Origin of the sequence: Paenibacillus sp. 598K, from assembly GCF_003851045.1 — a bacterium.
GTDB lineage: Bacteria > Bacillota > Bacilli > Paenibacillales > Paenibacillaceae > Paenibacillus_D.
Window position 1 is genome coordinate 1 of sequence record NZ_BFBX01000143.1, and the last position, 14,678, is coordinate 14,678.

Here is a 14,678-nt window from a genome sequence, read left to right on the forward strand (position 1 = left end):
TTTTTCAACAGCCTGAAAAATACACTTAATTTATTACGCACCCCTGAAAACTAAAGGTATAACTGCAAAAGTACACTTAAAATCAAGAAAATACATCTATTTGGTGAGTATCAGTCGATTTAACTGTATTTTTGCAGTTAAACTCCCCATTTCATCCCTTTTGTCTCGAATTAAATGTACTTTTGCAGTTACGCCCACCACTAGAGCGGACAGTCGGCTGGACTTGCAGCTGCCTTGGTATAAGTGGCTGGCTGTTACACCAGCCCCGGCTCCCCGCACAACAGTAAGCCGGGGTTTGACGTTCATAAGCCATGCCTATCGCTTGGCGATAAGTCTGGGCATCAGTTGACGATAGCAAAGGATGAGCGCTTGGAGATAATTTGGGCGAGCAGTTGACGATAGCGAAGGGCGAACGTTTGGCGATAGCCGGGGGAGAGCGCTTGCCTATAAGCCCAGGGCAAGCGCTCGGCGATAAGTCGGGGCGAACGTTTGGCGGTAAGCCAGGGGAGGGTGCTTGGCGATATGCCTGAACGATTCGCCTTGTTAGGCCTCGGCCTCTGCTCAGCAATAAGCCGAAGCTTGCTCGCTTAGGTAGCTGAGACCTCCCCTTAGGAATACACCCCTTCTCCTCCCCCTACCTCTTCGTCATCGCCGCCAGCATCTGTCGCCAACCACCGAAGCGGCTCACATCCTCGGCTTCGCCTAGTCCGCCAGAAGCAGCGTATCCCTCGCAGATGAAGCCCGGCACCTCGCTGCCGTCTTCGAGCTCAACCTTGCCGATGCCGAGCGGCGCCGGGATGAGCGCGGCGAATGCGCCGAAGCGCTCGATCGGCATCTCCCACACCTCCAGCGCGATCGACACGCCCCCCTCCGGCTGCTTGACCAGCCCCGGCTTGGCCGGCTCGGTCGCCAGCTTGAACAGCCGATATCGCGGAGCCGTCTGCGCCTCTCGCAGGAAGCGTGCGCCATGTTCCAGCATTTGCCGCTCCAGCGGCAACCCGCGCATGTGAAGGCCGCAGACCGCCACCGGCGTCATTGCCGGAGCGGCGACGGTGGCGGTGACGCCGTCAGCTGCCGCAACACCTATCGCTCCGTCCACACCAACAGTGTCGCCGCCCAATTGCTCCGTCCCCAGCGCTGTCCTCGACGCAGCACCGTTCTCCGGCAGCGTTACGTCTGGAAGCCTCCCACTCTCCAACTCCGCTGTACCTGACAGCGCGCCGTTCTCCAGCCCCCCATCGAGGAACCGCTCCGCCGCTCCGCAGATCAGATGCTCCTCCTCGGCCAGCGCGAACAGCGTGATGCCGAACGGCAGCAGCTCTGCAGCCGCACCGGCGGGGATGGCGACAGCGCACAGGTCGAGCAGGTTGCAATGGTTCGTATACTTGCCCATCGCGCTGTTGGTCGCGATCGGCTGCTCGCGTACCTGATCGCGCGTCCATGTGCCGCCGCAGGTCGGCATCGCCAGCACGGCGCCCGCCAGCAGCTCGCGCGTCTCCTGCCGGTAACGCTGTAGCCGATGCATCGCCTGGAACAACGAAGCCGCCGTATGCTGCGGCGCGGCACCCGAGCGCAGGATCTGCTCCGTCACCGGGAAGGTCGTGCCGGGATGCGCCTCGACGAACACTCCCAGTCCCGCCCAGCGCTCAGCCACATACGGGCCTTCGTAGAGCAGCTTTGCCGCCTCGGCGAACCGCGCATAATCGACGTAGACGACCGGCACGCCGAGCGACTCCAATCTCGCCAGCGCCCGCCCCCACGCCTCTTGGTACTCCGAGGCATAGGGACCATAGAACTCCAGCTCTCCCTCAGGCAGCACTACACGCTCCGGCAGTGCAGCATCCACTCGCAACAGCTCACGCGACCACGGGTCGCTCGCCTCGGGCCCGCGCACCACGCGATCTACGGCCAGCGCATCGGCAAGCGTGACCGCGAACACATTGACGCAGTCGAGACTCTCGCACGCGGGGACGACGCCCTTGGTCGGCCAGGCGCCCAGCGACGGCTTGTAGCCGATCAGACCATGCAAGGCTGCTGGCACCCGCCCGGAGCCCGCAGTATCCGTCCCCAGAGAGAAGCACGCCTGCCCTCGCGCCACAGCAACCGCCGAGCCGGAGCTCGAGCCGCCGCTGATCAGCTCGGGACGCAGGGCGTTGCCCGCCTCTCCATAAGGGCTGCGCGTACCTACCAGACCGGTCGCGAACTGGTCGAGATTGGTCTTGCCGACCGTGATCGCCCCGGCCGCGATCAACCGAGCGACGACAGTCGCATCCTCTGCAGGTGTATAGGCAAACGCCGGACAAGCTGCCGTCGTCGGCACGCCCCCAAGGTCGATATTGTCCTTGATGGCGAACGGAATGCCCCACAGCGGCGACGTCTCTGACGGCTTCGACGGCAGACGATCCATATACGGCTGAATCCACGTCATCGATGGCGGCGTAATCCAGATGTTCAGCGCCTCATCGCGCTCTGCCCGGCGTACGATTTCCTCCACGACAGCCTGCGGCGTCAGCGCACCGCTGCGATAGCATTCCTGGAGCCACTCGATGTCGAGCAGCTCCGGCAGTAGTTGTTTCTCCACGCGAACCCTCCTCCTTCTCTCATCCTTACTTCGCCGCAGGCCGCATCTCGTGGAGCTTGAGCGCCAGCTGCAGCTGGAGCAGATCGTCGCCTTCGTCCTGGCGCAGCCCGAGCAGCTCGCACGCCCGCTCGATGCGGTAGGTCACCGTATTGTAGTGGGTGAACAGCTCCTGCGAGGTCTTCTTCACATTGCGGTTGTGGCGGAAATACAGCTTCACCGTCTCCAGCAGCATCGTCTTGTGCTTCTTGTCGTAGGCCAGCAGCGGCGCTACATAACGGTCCGCATAGGCTTGCACCTCTTCATTGTCCGGCAGCAGATAGAGCAGCTCGAAGACACCAAGACGGCGATTGTCGATGATCGGCTCGCGGAAATCACAAATGGCGCTGATCGCGTGTATCTTCCTCGCATCCTGATAGCTCATCTGCACCAGATGCGTATGCTGCACGACATGGCCGAGACAGATCGAGCAGCTCCCTACGCCGAATACGTCGCCCAGCTCGGACAACGCCTGAGCCAGCACAGCCTCCGGCTCGCCCTCGGGGGCAACCGACAGCAGCAGCGCCAGCTCGCCCTCGAGCAGCGTCACATGGATATGGGGCGCCAGTCGAGCACGCAGTCGGCGCATCGCCGATTGCAACGCCCGCGCCTGCGGCTTGCCGTCCAGCCAGCGGACCAGACCGGCGTAGAGCCGCCTGCCCTCCGGCATCGGACAGCCGCAGGCCTCGCCCCGGATCAGCAGATCCTCGCTGGTGACGATCCGCCCGCTCAGCCAGTCCTGGAGGAACTGGTCGACGTACTTGGACTCGACCTCCCGCCGCGCCTGGGCATTGATCATCTCCAGCCCGACCAGCACGCCGACGCGGTCGATGGTCAGCTGATCGACGACTGTCAGCTCCTGATTCCACTCCAGCAGCATCAGCAGACAGCGTTGGTGGCGTTGACCACCGACCTCGGAGATGTACACCCGGATGCGCCGAGCGCCGACCGTCACGAAGCTGACGCCGAGATTGCTGAACTCCCGCAGCCCCGACCAGACGGCCGGATCGGTCGAGAGCGCGGCGGCCTGCGGAGAGAGCAGCAGATGGTCGGCATCGTCGAGCAGGACGATCGGATTATCCAGCATGCTATCGAGCGCCTGGACGAACTCCTCCAGCCCCCTGCCGAAGAGCAGCTGCTGCGACAGCTTCTGGAAGCGGCTCTGGAGCAGCGATAGCTCCCGCGCCTCCTGCACCAGCACCCGCTCCATGATGCCGCGCACGACATCCGAGAATACCGTCGAGGCCGGCAGCTCGAGGATCGGGAAACCCAGTTGATCGGCCAGCTCCAGCACCTGCTCAGGAATATGATCGATGAACCGCTTGGTCTTGACGCCGAGCGCAGCGACGCCCTTCTCCGCGAGCTGCGGGATGATGGCCAAGAGCACCTCGGGATGATCGCGGAACGGAAAGCCGCTCGTAATAAGAAATTCGCCCGGTCGCACCCAGTCGATGACGTCCGGCACTTCCATAACATTGACGCGGTGAATGGCACGCTGCATGCCACTCGCACCAGCCAGCACCACGGCATCCTGGAGGTCCGGGATCAGCAGGATATCGCCGCAGGTGAAGCCGATCTTGCCGCTTGTCTCACGCGAGATAGCCATGGGCTACCCGGCGTCCGCGCAGGGTCGCAAGTACGAAATGGGCGGGAGAGGCCCATGCGCCATGCGCGACACCCGCCTCCTCATCCCTATCGCCTGCGCGCTGACGCTCTCCGCTAGCGGATGCTGGCGGAGTACACGTCGTCCACCAGCGTCGTATTGAAAAATGAGTTACTCGGCACGTCCTGCTCAGCAGGCAGGAAAATGCTGATCTGCTCCGACGGCGCGTCGCCGCGGTTCGCTACGGAATGGACGACCCCGGCCGGCACCTGGAACGTATCGCCCGCCTCGTAATCTTGCCACTCGCCATTGCACAGCAGCCTTACCTGGCCAACAGTGATATGGATAATCTCCACCACATCATGGTAGTGCGGCAGCACCTGCCCGCCGACGCCGATCTTCTCCCACAGCACCGAGCTCGTGCGGATGCCCATGCCGTCCGCCTCGGCGGCCGAGACGATCTCCCGATGGTACAGCTCGATATGGTTTGGCATCAGATCCCAGGTCATGTCGGCGCCCTTCAGCACCTTCGTTTGTTGTGTCGTTATCATGAAGCACTACCTCCAGCATCTATAGTATGAGTCCGCTAACTTAAGCCTGCTGCGCCCTGGTGAAAATGACCGCCACCGGACCGCCGCCGGCCGGGCCTTGATGCTCTGCACCGCCCGACACATAGATCATCGGGTCGCCGACGAGCGAGGCCAGCACGCCGCCGACGACGGCGCGGGCATGGCGGGTATGGTTAATATCCGAGTCATTCAGCATCGTATGGCGGCGTCCCCGCACATAGCCTGTCGGATCGGCCTCGGCCTTGGCCAGCACCTGCACGACCGAAGCTTCAGGGTGACGCTGCAGCATCCGCGACAGCGCTGCGCCGTCGATCGCATCGGTCATCACCTCATGATCGATGAACTGCGGCCCCTCAGCCGCCGCCGAGTTGCCGAAGACGACGACCTCGCAGTAGTCCAGCTCGCTGCCCGCCGACGTCGAGGCGACCTCGCTGTACAGCTCCCAGGCGTGGCAGATATCCTCGTCGCGCACGCCGTCGATCTCGCCGAGCGCCAGCGCTGCGCCAAGCGCCGACGCGCCCCGAGAGTAGCCCATGGACTTGTACGTATCCTCCGTCACCGTCGAGCAGCCGCGCTCCTGCGCATCGTATACCTCGACAGCCGTCAGCAGCGGGCATTTGATCTGGACGAAATGCACGTCCGACGCCTCCGCGATGCCCGCCTCGGCCATCGCCCGCTTCACAGCTGTCGCCACATGCTCCACCTGCGCCAGACGGCCCAGCTCCTCCGGCTGCAGCGAAGGCGTGCGGGCCGTACCGATCGCAAGCGACTTGACTCCACCACCGGCCGCCCACTCACCATCACCTACAGCCCCGTCAATCTCACCATCGCCAGCGCCTGCATCCACGCCCTTGGCTCCTCCCGCCGTCCGGCTGACGACCGTGAAGTGAGGGCTCAGTATGCCTTCCGTGCCGCCCGACATCACATAGGAGATCGCCTCGCTGCCGCCATTGCCGGCGAACCACGCCTTCAGCGCCTGCGTCGCATAGCCTCTCGTGAAGTCATTGACGCAGCCGTTGCCCTCCGTCTTGCCGAGCACGGCCACCACATCCTGCGGGCGCAGCGCGCCTTCCTCGACCAGACGTCTTAGACCCACTGTATCGCTAGGCGAGGCGCTCTCGACCTTGATCACCGTGCACCTCATACCTCATCCACCCTTTGCCAGAAAATAACCTTCTTCTCGATCAGACTGATCGTCCAGAACAACAGCAGCCCGCACACCGCCGATGCGATAATCGCGGAGAACATGTTCGGCGTATCCATATGGTACGAGGAGACGAGCACGACATAACCCAGCCCCTTGTTCGCCCCTACGAATTCGCCGACGATCGCGCCGACGATCGCCAGCGAGCTGGAGATCTTGAGCGCCGACAGCACATACGGCAGGCTCGTCGGCAGTCGCAGCTTCCAGAAGATCTCCCAGCGCGTCCCCTTGTACGTGGAGAACAGCTCCCACGCCTCATGCTCGATGGCCTTCAGCCCCTTGACACTGTTGACCAGGATCGGGAAAAAGCAGATGAGCATCGAAGCGACAACCTTGGACGTATACCCCGTCCCCATCCAGACGACGAGCAGCGGCGCCAGCGCCACGAGCGGCGTCGTCTTGAGCGCAATCGCCAGAGGAAATGCGCCCTTCTCGATCGGCTTGGAATGGACGAAGATAACCGCCGTCGCGAAGCCGAGGATATTGGCTAGCACAAAACCGACCAATGCCTCCGTCAACGTCACCATCATATGGCCGCCCAGCGTGCCGTCGATGACGCCGACGATCGCGCTCGGCGCAGGCAGCAGATAGACCGGGAGCTCGAACAGCCGAACCGCCAGCTCCCACAGCGCGATGAAGCCGAGGGCGAAGACGACGGGATACAATACCGTTTTGACCTTCTCGTTCATTGATCCTTCACCCGCTTCCGCAATGCCTTGACCGTCTGGTGGAACGCCGGCAGCTCCTCCATCCCGACCTCGCGGGGACGGGGCAGCGGCACCTCCAGCACCTCGTCGACAGCTGCCGGACGAGGGGACATCATGATGACGCGATCCGACATGATGACCGATTCCTGGATCGAGTGCGTCACCATGACGACCGAGCTGAGACTGTTGTCCGGGCTCTCCCACAGACGCAGCAGCTCGAAGTTGAGCCGCTCGCGGGTGAATTCGTCGAGCGCGCCGAACGGCTCATCCATCAGCAGCACCGTCGGCTCGGCCGCCAGCGCGCGGGCGATCGCGATCCGCTGCTGCATGCCTCCGCTCAGCTGATGCGGGAAGTGGTTGCGGAAGTCTTGCAGGCCAACCAGCTTCAGCGCCTCCTCGCCCTTTTCCCGCGCCTCTTTTTTGCCCAGCTTCTTCTTCGCGCCGAGCGTCAGCGGCAGCACGATGTTTTGCAGCGCGGTCAGCCACGGCATCAGCACCGGCTTCTGGAATACCATGCCGATCGACGGCTCCTTGTCGGCGTAGACGATCTCTCCGCCCGGAGACGGCTTCAGCAGATCGAGCATGAGCCGCAGCAGCGTCGATTTGCCGCAGCCGCTCGGACCGAGGATCGACAGAAATTCGTTTTTATACACATCGAGCGAGACATTGTTCAGCACCTGCACGTCGCCGAAGGCGAGCGAACAATTGCGCAGCGACACGGCTAGCTCGCGACCTGCCTCGGGACGGCTGACTTCTCCGCCCGAGGCGCGTTCCTCTACGATTCTTAGCGGTGTTCCCATCGTTCACGCCTCCCTATTCCAAAAATTCATTGGTGAATATCGTAGACAAGTCCTGTTCCTTCTTCAGAAACTCCAGCTCCATCAAGTTCTCCTGCAACGTCTCCCAAGCCGATGCCTCCATCTTGCCGAGCGGCCGGTTGTCCGGCTGGAGCAGCGGAATGCTGGCCTTCATCATATTGATCTCATGGTCAAGCTTCAGATTCTCCCCGTACTTCAGCCCCATCTCGGCCGCTTCCTCCGGGTGATCGATCGCATATTCCCAGCCCTTCATCGACGCCTGGACGAAGCTGCGCACAAGCTCAGGGTCCTTTTCGATCAGCTCTTGCTTGGCGAACAGCGTGTCAGCATAAAAGTTGATGCCGTAATCCTGCGGCTTAATGATGTTCACTTCATGCCCTTGCGCTTCCGTAGCGAGCACTTCGTTGATCACATAGCCCGGCCATGCCTTCACTTGCCCAGTCAGCAGCGGACTGAGGTCGAACTTGACCGGCATCTCGTCGATGTCCTTGGTGTCGATACCGGCGCTGTCCGCCATCGCCCGATACGTCAGCTCCTCGTTGCCGCCGAGCTTGACGCCGATGCGCTGACCGACCAGGTCCTCCATCGAGGTGATGCCCGACTCCTTCAGCGCGAACAGGACAAACGGCGTCTCCCGATAGATCGTCGCCAGCGCCGTCACCGGCACGCCCTTCTCGCGCCCGAGTAGGATCTGGTCAGCGCCTGTGACGCCGAATTGCTCGCTGCCCGAGGCGACCATCTGCACCGACGGGAAGTCGGAGCCGCCCGGCCGGATCTCGACATCCAGCCCTGCATCCTTGTAGTAGCCCTTCTCGACGGCGGCATAGAAACCGGCGAACTGCGCCTGATGGACCCATTTGAGCCGCAGCACGACCTTCTTGAGCTCGCCTGAGCCTTCGGCAGCGCCCTCGCCGCTCGTATTTGCCTTGCCCGTCGCGCCGCAGCCGGTCGCGATCAGTGCCAGTGTCAACAGCAGGATAAGCCATGTTGGTCGATTACTTTTTCGCATAGGTTTTCCCTCCGATGGTATGATCTCTTGTTGTCTGTCTTGTTGTCTCTCGTCTAGTCGTACCCGTCTACCGTCTCGTCCACTGCCATTCTCTCATCGCTTCGCCTGAGCGGCGGTCTAGCGTCCGTCCAGCGCGGCCAGCAGATCGTCCGAATGGCCGACGCTGCCGAAGACGCCGCCTTGCATCGTCACCATCTTGAGCGCCGCCAGATGATTGCCCTCATCGGTAGCGCCGGTGCAGTCCTCGAGGATCAGGCATTCGTAGCCGCGGTCATTGGCCTCGCGCATCGTCGTGTGGACGCACACGTCGGTGGTGATGCCGGTCAGGATCAGATGCGTGATGCCGCGGTTCTTCAAGATCAGATCGAGGTCGGTGGCATAAAAGCTCCCCTTGCCCGGCTTGTCGATGATCGGCTCGCCTGCGATCGGCGCCAGCTCGTCGATGATCTGCCAGCCCGGCTCGCCGCGCACCAGGATGCGTCCTGCCGGTCCTGCCGAGCCAATCTCGGCGCCGATCTGCGCGCTCCGCCAGCGCTTGTTGGCCGGCAGGTCGGAGAGGTCCGGCTTATGGCCTTCCCGCGTATGGATGACCGTGAAGCCCTCGATCTGCCGCACGCGAGCGAGCAGCCGCTTGATTGGCTCGATCGGCCGGGCCGTCAGCGACAGGTCGTAGCCCATCTGCTCGACGTAGCCTCCCTTGCCGCAAAAATCAATCTGCATATCAATGATGATTAATGCTGTCTTTGCCACATCCAGCTTACCGTCGTATGGCCAAGCGTATGGCCTCGCCTCCACAGCTTTCATATATTTCGTCCCCTCGCTTCTACAGATTCGATCCCTTGCCTCTTCGGCATTTTCAATACCCCAATATGGATCTCTCAATATGTCATGTTTCCTAACTCGATTTCTTTCATGTGTCATATTATATTACAATGATTTCGGTTTGTCTTTAGAAAATTTACGATAATCAACCTTTTCCATTTGTTGATATTCACAAAGCAAAGCAATCAGGTCATGTTTTATTACATGTCCAAATTATAGGCATTGGCGATGGCGAGCAGGGGAACGCTACTGTCTGTCGAATTAACGTGTGATCAGGCTCAAGGAATCCGCCTTCTGCCGTTCTTGATCGTCTACTCTTACCAAAGGAGCGACACATCCATGCGAAGACCGATACGTACCTCCGCCGCTCTGGCCCCGCTCGCTGCGATGCTGCTCTGCGCCGGCTGCCTGTCCGCTGGCTCCCCGACGGAGCCTAACGGTCCCTCCGGACCGCGCGCGATCAGCATCGTTATCAATAATCTCGGCCTCTCCTTTCCGGAGGGCATGGACGAAAACGAAAATCCTTATCTCGCGTATATCGAACAGCGCACCGACCTCGATATCCAGGTGATCACGCCGCCGCCAGAGGTGTACGAGGAACGGCTCGATGTAATCATGTCGTCAGGCAAGCTGCCGGACATGCTCCATACGTACGAAGCGGTCTGGTTCGACAACTATTTGAAGCAGGACGCCTTTATGCCGCTCGATGACCTGCTCGCCGCCTACGGGCCCAATCTGCTGGAGAGAATCCCGGACGAGCTGTGGGACCGCGTGCGCTACAATGGCCAGATCTATGCGATCCCAAGTCTTAATGAGGTGATCGGCGACGAGCTGATGTACGTCCGCAAGGACTGGCTCGACCGACTGGGTCTGGAGCCGCCGGAGACGCTCGAGGAGTATTACGAGGTGATCCGCGCCTTTACCTTGAACGACCCTGACGGCAACGGCAAGCGCGATACGATCGGGCTGATGATGATGTTCGACCTCGGTCGCTCCGCTCCGTTCTTCGGCGCGTTCGGCGTGCAGCCGGGCATGTGGCTCGAACGGGACGGCCAGCTCGTGAACGGCAGCATCCTGCCGGAGACCAAGCAAGCGCTCGCCTACCTCGCCAAGCTGTATCGGGAACAGCTGCTGGACCAGGAGTTCCCGCTCAATCTGCAGAGCAATCTGTATGAGAAGGTCGAGAACGGCATGGTCGGCCTGTTCTCCGCTACCTGGTACGACACGCGCGGACCGATCGCCGCCAACAAGCGCCGCGAGCCCGAGGCCGAATGGATCAAGCTCCCCTACCCTGTCGGGCCCAAGGGTCATAGCGGCGTCAAGGGCAAGGACCAGGTGCGAGGCTACAACGTCATCCCGGTAGGCACCGCTCATCCCGAGCTGGTCATTCAATTTCTGGACTTTATCGTGAGCGATTACAAAAATCTGAAGCTGGGATTCGAGGATGAGATCTGGCGGATGGAGAACGGCCGGATGGTGACCGACTTCGATATGCATGACAAGCATCTGTACCGAGGCATCTACCAATCGCTCGTCGACGTGCCCGATGCCGAGCTGTTCAAGCAGCGGCTCGATTCGCTAGGCGACTTTAATCTGTACGACAACATTATGACGATCCATGAGCACATCCTGCCCAACGCCTTCTACGGCGCGCCGACGCCGGCGATGAGCAAGTACGACCGGACGCTCGAGGAGCTCCAGGAGGTGTTCGTGCGGATCGTCATGGGCATCGAGCCGCTCGACACCTTCGACCGGTTCGTGGCGGACTGGCGCGCGCAGGGCGGAGACGAAGTCACGGCCGAAGTGAACGCCTGGTACCGCAAGCAGCAAGAGGAGGCGCAGTAGGATGAGACGACTCTCCGCGCGCCTGCGCGATTGGTTCCGCAGCAACATCCAGGTCCGGCTCACCTGCTACTTCCTGCTCATCCTGCTGCCGCTCGTCGTGATCAGTCTGTTCGCGATCGAGCGGTCGCGGGATATCCTGTACCAGCAGGCCGAGCAACGGACGACAGTTGCGCTCGCTTCGACGATGGACTACATCGATCTGGCCCTGCAAAATGTCGAGGAGCTATCGGCGGTCATCGCGGCCGATCCCTCGATCGTCGAGCGACTGAATGCCAACGGCGCTTATCTGCCGCCGACGGCGATCGTCGATTTTTCGGCCGTGCTGAAGCAGCTCTCCAACCTGAAGGCGGTCAACCGCTTCTCCTCGCAGATCGCACTCTACCACCAAGCGTCGCATATGCTCATCTCGACCAGCTTCGGCGGCCGCCGCGTCCTCTCGGAGCCCCAGCAGGCGTGGCTGCTCGAGCTCGCCCGCACTGGAGGCACCGGCGTCCGCTACATGCTGCCACAGACGCCGGTCGCCAGCGACGCCACCTTCGGCGAGATGCTCGGGACGGATACGCTGACGCTGGTGCGCTCGATGGATCTGTACAATACCGAGCGGCAGTTCGATCTGCTGCTGATCGCGATCAACAAAAATTCGCTGCAGCACGTGCTGCGCACGCTCGTCCCCAGCGCCAACACGCGGATCACGCTGCTCAACGAGCAAGGCGACGTCATCGCTGCCAGCGGCAGCGATGACGCGGCTGCGACGCCGCTGTCGGACGAGGAGATGGAGGTCGCCTTTGACTCGGAATATTCGATGTGGCAGCTCCGTCTCGTCCAGCCCAAGAGCGAGCTGTATGAGGAGTCAGACCAGCTGCGGCTGTTCACGTACACGATCATCGCCATCAGCGTCCTGCTCGCCTTCGTCATCGCCTGGGTCGTCTACAGCGGCATCGCATCGCCGCTCACCAAGCTCTCGCGCGGCATGAAGCAGATCGGCAGCGGCCAGCTCGATATCCGGCTCGACAACAAGCGGCGCGACGAATTTGGCGTGCTGCTGGACGCCTTCAACCAGATGGCCACCGAGCAAAAGCATCTGATCGAGGACCATTACGAGCAGCAGCTGCGGATGAAGACGACCGAGCTGAAGTTTCTGCAGTCGCAGATCAACCCGCATTTCTTGTACAATACGCTGGATTCGATCTACTGGATGGCCAAGAGCTGCGACAGCGCCGAGATCAGCGAGATGGTCATGCAGCTGTCGCGCTTCTTCCGGCTCAGTCTGAACAAGGGACAGGAGGAATTCGCCCTGGAGGAGAGCCTCAGCCACCTGCACTACTATATCCGCATCCAGCAGCTGCGCTTCATGGATAACTTCACGGTCGTCTACGATACGGCGGAGGAGACCAAGCCGATCCCGCTCCTCAAGCTGCTGCTCCAGCCGCTCGTGGAGAACGCGATCCTGCATGGGCTCGAAGGGAGAGAGAGCGGCGGCGTGCTGCGCATCGCCAGTCGCATCCAGGGCGCGGAGCTGCGGATTGGCGTCGCCGACAACGGCGCCGGCATCTCGCCGGAGCGGCTTCACTATATCCGCGAGGAACTACGCCGCATGGAGCGCCGCAGTATCACCTCGCTCTCGCGGGACGAGGAGACGGCGACCGACCTGTTCGGCTTGCGCAATGTGTATACGCGGATGCGGCTCTACTACGGCGAGGGGGCAACGATGACGATCGACAGCGCCGCTGGCGAGGGGACCCGTATCGAGATTGCCATCCCGCTGCAGGGAGGAGCGCCGACTCGAGCCAGCTATCGTCAGAAGAAGGAAGGAGAGGGAAGCGATGAACTTGATGATCGTAGAGGATGAGCCGCGGCTGCGCCACGCGCTCGTCCATGATATGCCCTGGGAGGAGCATGGCATCGAGGTGATCGGCGTGGCGCGCAACGGAGCAGAGGCGCTCCGGCTGATCGCTACCAAGGCGCCGGATCTGATGCTGCTCGACGTGCAGATGCCCGAGATGGATGGGCTCACGCTGGTACGCAAGCTGCATGAGCAGCGGGGCGCGCGCGCCCGGATGAAGCTGATCATCCTGAGCGGTCACGACAACTTCGCCTACGCACAGGATGCGATGGCGCACGGCGTCACCCGCTATCTGCTGAAGCCGGCAGGCGAGGAGGTGATCCTGGACGCGGTCCTGAGCGCGGCGGCCGAGCTGCGGCAGGAGCTGGAGGCTTGGCAGAGCAAGGCGCTGCTGGAGGAGAAGTGGCAGGCCCATCTGCCCGGCCTGCACACCCAATTCTTCCAGCGCTGGGCGAGCGGCGAGCTGACCGGCTGGGAGGTGCTAAAGCAGAGCAAGGAGCTGCTCATCGAGCTGCGGGAGCAGGATCGGATCGTCGTCGCCGTCGCCGGTGTCGATCCGCTGCCGGAAGGCAGCACGCGGTTCTATGCTCACGATCTGCCGCTCTTGCAGTTCACGCTGCTCTGCATGGCCAAGGAGCTGCTGGAGCATCCGTCCTGCTGGATCAGCACCGACGCCGAGTACCGGGTGCTGCTCGTCTTCGTGCTGCCGCCGGAGCAGCCGCAGGAGGACGCCATGCTCTACATCCAGGCTGCGCTGGACAAGCTGCTCTCTCATATGCGCGAGGTGCTGAAGCTGACGGCGAGCGCCGGCATCTGCGAGGCTCCCGGCGATCTCGAGCAGATGAGCCAACTGTATCTCCAGGCAGGCCGGGCGCTGCGGGAGCGGCTCGTCTACGGACCGGATATCGTCATCCCGTATCGGGAGTCGACAGTCCAGGAGCGACGGCTCGCCTATCCCCAGGATGCGCTGGAGAAGGCGCTGGAGATCGCCCTCGAGACAGCCGACGAGGACAAGGCGATGGAGGCGCTCGCCGCCCTATGGGCATCCGGCCAGGATACGGCGGCCTCCTCCGAGGATGTGCAGGAGTTCGTCCTCTATCTGAGCAGCCTGCTCATCCGCCTCATCCACAAGCAAGGCTGGTCGGTCGGCCAGGTGATGGGCGAGGACCGGATGTATCTGCACAATCTGACGCTGCTCGGCACGCGCGAGCAGACGTGGTCGTGGCTGACCCGGACGACGCGCAGCATCGTCGCGTTCATGCAGGAGCAGCGGCGCACCGCCAGCAACGGCGTCATCCAGGACATCCTCGCGATCGTCGAGCGCGAGATCGATCAGGATCTGACGCTGCATACGGTCGCCGATCGGCTCTATATCAGCCCGTCCTATCTGAGCCGCCTGTTCAAGCAATCGATGGGCGTCGCCTTCTCGGCCTATGTGCTCGAGCGCAAGATGGAGCGAGCCAAGTCGGTCCTGCAGGAGGGGCTCAAGGTGTACGACGCCGCCCGCCAGTGCGGCTACCGCGACGTCAGTTACTTCACCAAGGTATTCCGCAAGTATTGGGGCGTCAATCCGGGGGAGTACAAGCCGTGATGGGGGACAACATTCCCCCTGCCGGGCGCAAATCGAGTAGGCCTATGCGC

11 protein-coding genes are annotated in these 14,678 nt (G+C 62.0%); 3 read left to right on the top strand and 8 right to left on the bottom strand.

All coding sequences use genetic code 11. The features are described 5' to 3' along the window. Nucleotides 1–634: 634 nt before the first annotated feature. The 8 genes from PA598K_RS31230 to biuH all read right to left on the bottom strand — a co-directional run bounded on the left by PA598K_RS31230 (nucleotide 635) and on the right by biuH (nucleotide 9,331). A complete protein-coding gene (locus tag PA598K_RS31230; RefSeq protein ID WP_128660687.1) occupies nucleotides 635–2,581 on the bottom strand; it encodes an allophanate hydrolase in 1,947 nt (648 codons plus the stop codon). Nucleotides 2,582–2,606: 25 nt separating this feature from the next. Then, entirely contained in the window at nucleotides 2,607–4,223 is a 1,617-nt protein-coding gene (locus PA598K_RS31235; RefSeq protein ID WP_128660688.1) for a PucR family transcriptional regulator, read from the bottom strand. Between the two features lie 113 nt (nucleotides 4,224–4,336). Continuing rightward, a complete protein-coding gene (locus PA598K_RS31240; protein ID WP_128660689.1) occupies nucleotides 4,337–4,771 on the bottom strand; it encodes a cupin domain-containing protein in 435 nt (144 codons plus the stop codon). A gap of 40 nt (nucleotides 4,772–4,811) precedes the next feature. After that, entirely contained in the window at nucleotides 4,812–5,933 is a 1,122-nt protein-coding gene (gene atzD, locus PA598K_RS31245) for a cyanuric acid amidohydrolase (protein WP_128660690.1), read from the bottom strand. Continuing rightward, entirely contained in the window at nucleotides 5,930–6,682 is a 753-nt protein-coding gene (locus PA598K_RS31250; protein WP_128660691.1) for an ABC transporter permease, read from the bottom strand. The genes atzD and PA598K_RS31250 overlap by 4 nt, the downstream gene beginning before the upstream one ends. Beyond that, nucleotides 6,679–7,500 (bottom strand): ABC transporter ATP-binding protein, encoded by an 822-nt coding sequence (locus PA598K_RS31255; RefSeq protein ID WP_128660692.1) that lies wholly within the window; start codon nucleotides 7,498–7,500, stop codon nucleotides 6,679–6,681. The genes PA598K_RS31250 and PA598K_RS31255 overlap by 4 nt, the downstream gene beginning before the upstream one ends. Nucleotides 7,501–7,513: 13 nt before the next feature. Then, entirely contained in the window at nucleotides 7,514–8,527 is a 1,014-nt protein-coding gene (locus PA598K_RS31260; RefSeq protein WP_128660693.1) for an ABC transporter substrate-binding protein, read from the bottom strand. Between the two features lie 117 nt (nucleotides 8,528–8,644). Next, entirely contained in the window at nucleotides 8,645–9,331 is a 687-nt protein-coding gene (biuH, locus tag PA598K_RS31265) for a biuret amidohydrolase (protein WP_128660694.1), read from the bottom strand. Nucleotides 9,332–9,688: 357 nt separating this feature from the next. On the opposite strand from biuH, the gene PA598K_RS31270 reads away from it, so the two are divergent. Genes PA598K_RS31270 through PA598K_RS31280 form a run of 3 tightly spaced genes read left to right on the top strand, consistent with a single transcriptional unit; the run spans nucleotide 9,689 to nucleotide 14,628 of the window. Continuing rightward, a complete protein-coding gene (locus PA598K_RS31270; protein ID WP_128660695.1) occupies nucleotides 9,689–11,194 on the top strand; it encodes an extracellular solute-binding protein in 1,506 nt (501 codons plus the stop codon). A 1-nt stretch (nucleotide 11,195) separates the two neighbouring features. After that, a complete protein-coding gene (locus PA598K_RS31275; RefSeq protein ID WP_128660696.1) occupies nucleotides 11,196–13,043 on the top strand; it encodes a cache domain-containing sensor histidine kinase in 1,848 nt (615 codons plus the stop codon). Then, nucleotides 13,018–14,628 carry a response regulator gene (locus PA598K_RS31280; RefSeq protein ID WP_128660697.1) on the top strand — a complete coding sequence of 537 codons (1,611 nt, stop codon included), beginning with the start codon at nucleotides 13,018–13,020 and terminating at the stop codon, nucleotides 14,626–14,628. Before PA598K_RS31275 ends, PA598K_RS31280 begins: the two co-directional genes overlap by 26 nt. Nucleotides 14,629–14,678 lie beyond the last annotated feature (50 nt).

Bases quoted from the DNA above. Each gene is read 5' to 3' on its own strand.
- PA598K_RS31235 (WP_128660688.1), bottom strand. From the start codon at position 4,223: ATGGCTATCTCGCGTGAGACAAGCGGCAAGATCGGCTTCACCTGCGGC.
- PA598K_RS31240 (WP_128660689.1), bottom strand. From the start codon at position 4,771: ATGATAACGACACAACAAACGAAGGTGCTGAAGGGCGCCGACATGACC.
- atzD (WP_128660690.1), bottom strand. From the start codon at position 5,933: ATGAGGTGCACGGTGATCAAGGTCGAGAGCGCCTCGCCTAGCGATACA.
- PA598K_RS31250 (WP_128660691.1), bottom strand. From the start codon at position 6,682: ATGAACGAGAAGGTCAAAACGGTATTGTATCCCGTCGTCTTCGCCCTC.
- PA598K_RS31255 (WP_128660692.1), bottom strand. From the start codon at position 7,500: ATGGGAACACCGCTAAGAATCGTAGAGGAACGCGCCTCGGGCGGAGAA.
- PA598K_RS31260 (WP_128660693.1), bottom strand. From the start codon at position 8,527: ATGCGAAAAAGTAATCGACCAACATGGCTTATCCTGCTGTTGACACTG.
- biuH (WP_128660694.1), bottom strand. From the start codon at position 9,331: ATGAAAGCTGTGGAGGCGAGGCCATACGCTTGGCCATACGACGGTAAG.
- PA598K_RS31270 (WP_128660695.1), top strand. From the start codon at position 9,689: ATGCGAAGACCGATACGTACCTCCGCCGCTCTGGCCCCGCTCGCTGCG.
- PA598K_RS31275 (WP_128660696.1), top strand. From the start codon at position 11,196: ATGAGACGACTCTCCGCGCGCCTGCGCGATTGGTTCCGCAGCAACATC.
- PA598K_RS31280 (WP_128660697.1), top strand. From the start codon at position 13,018: ATGAACTTGATGATCGTAGAGGATGAGCCGCGGCTGCGCCACGCGCTC.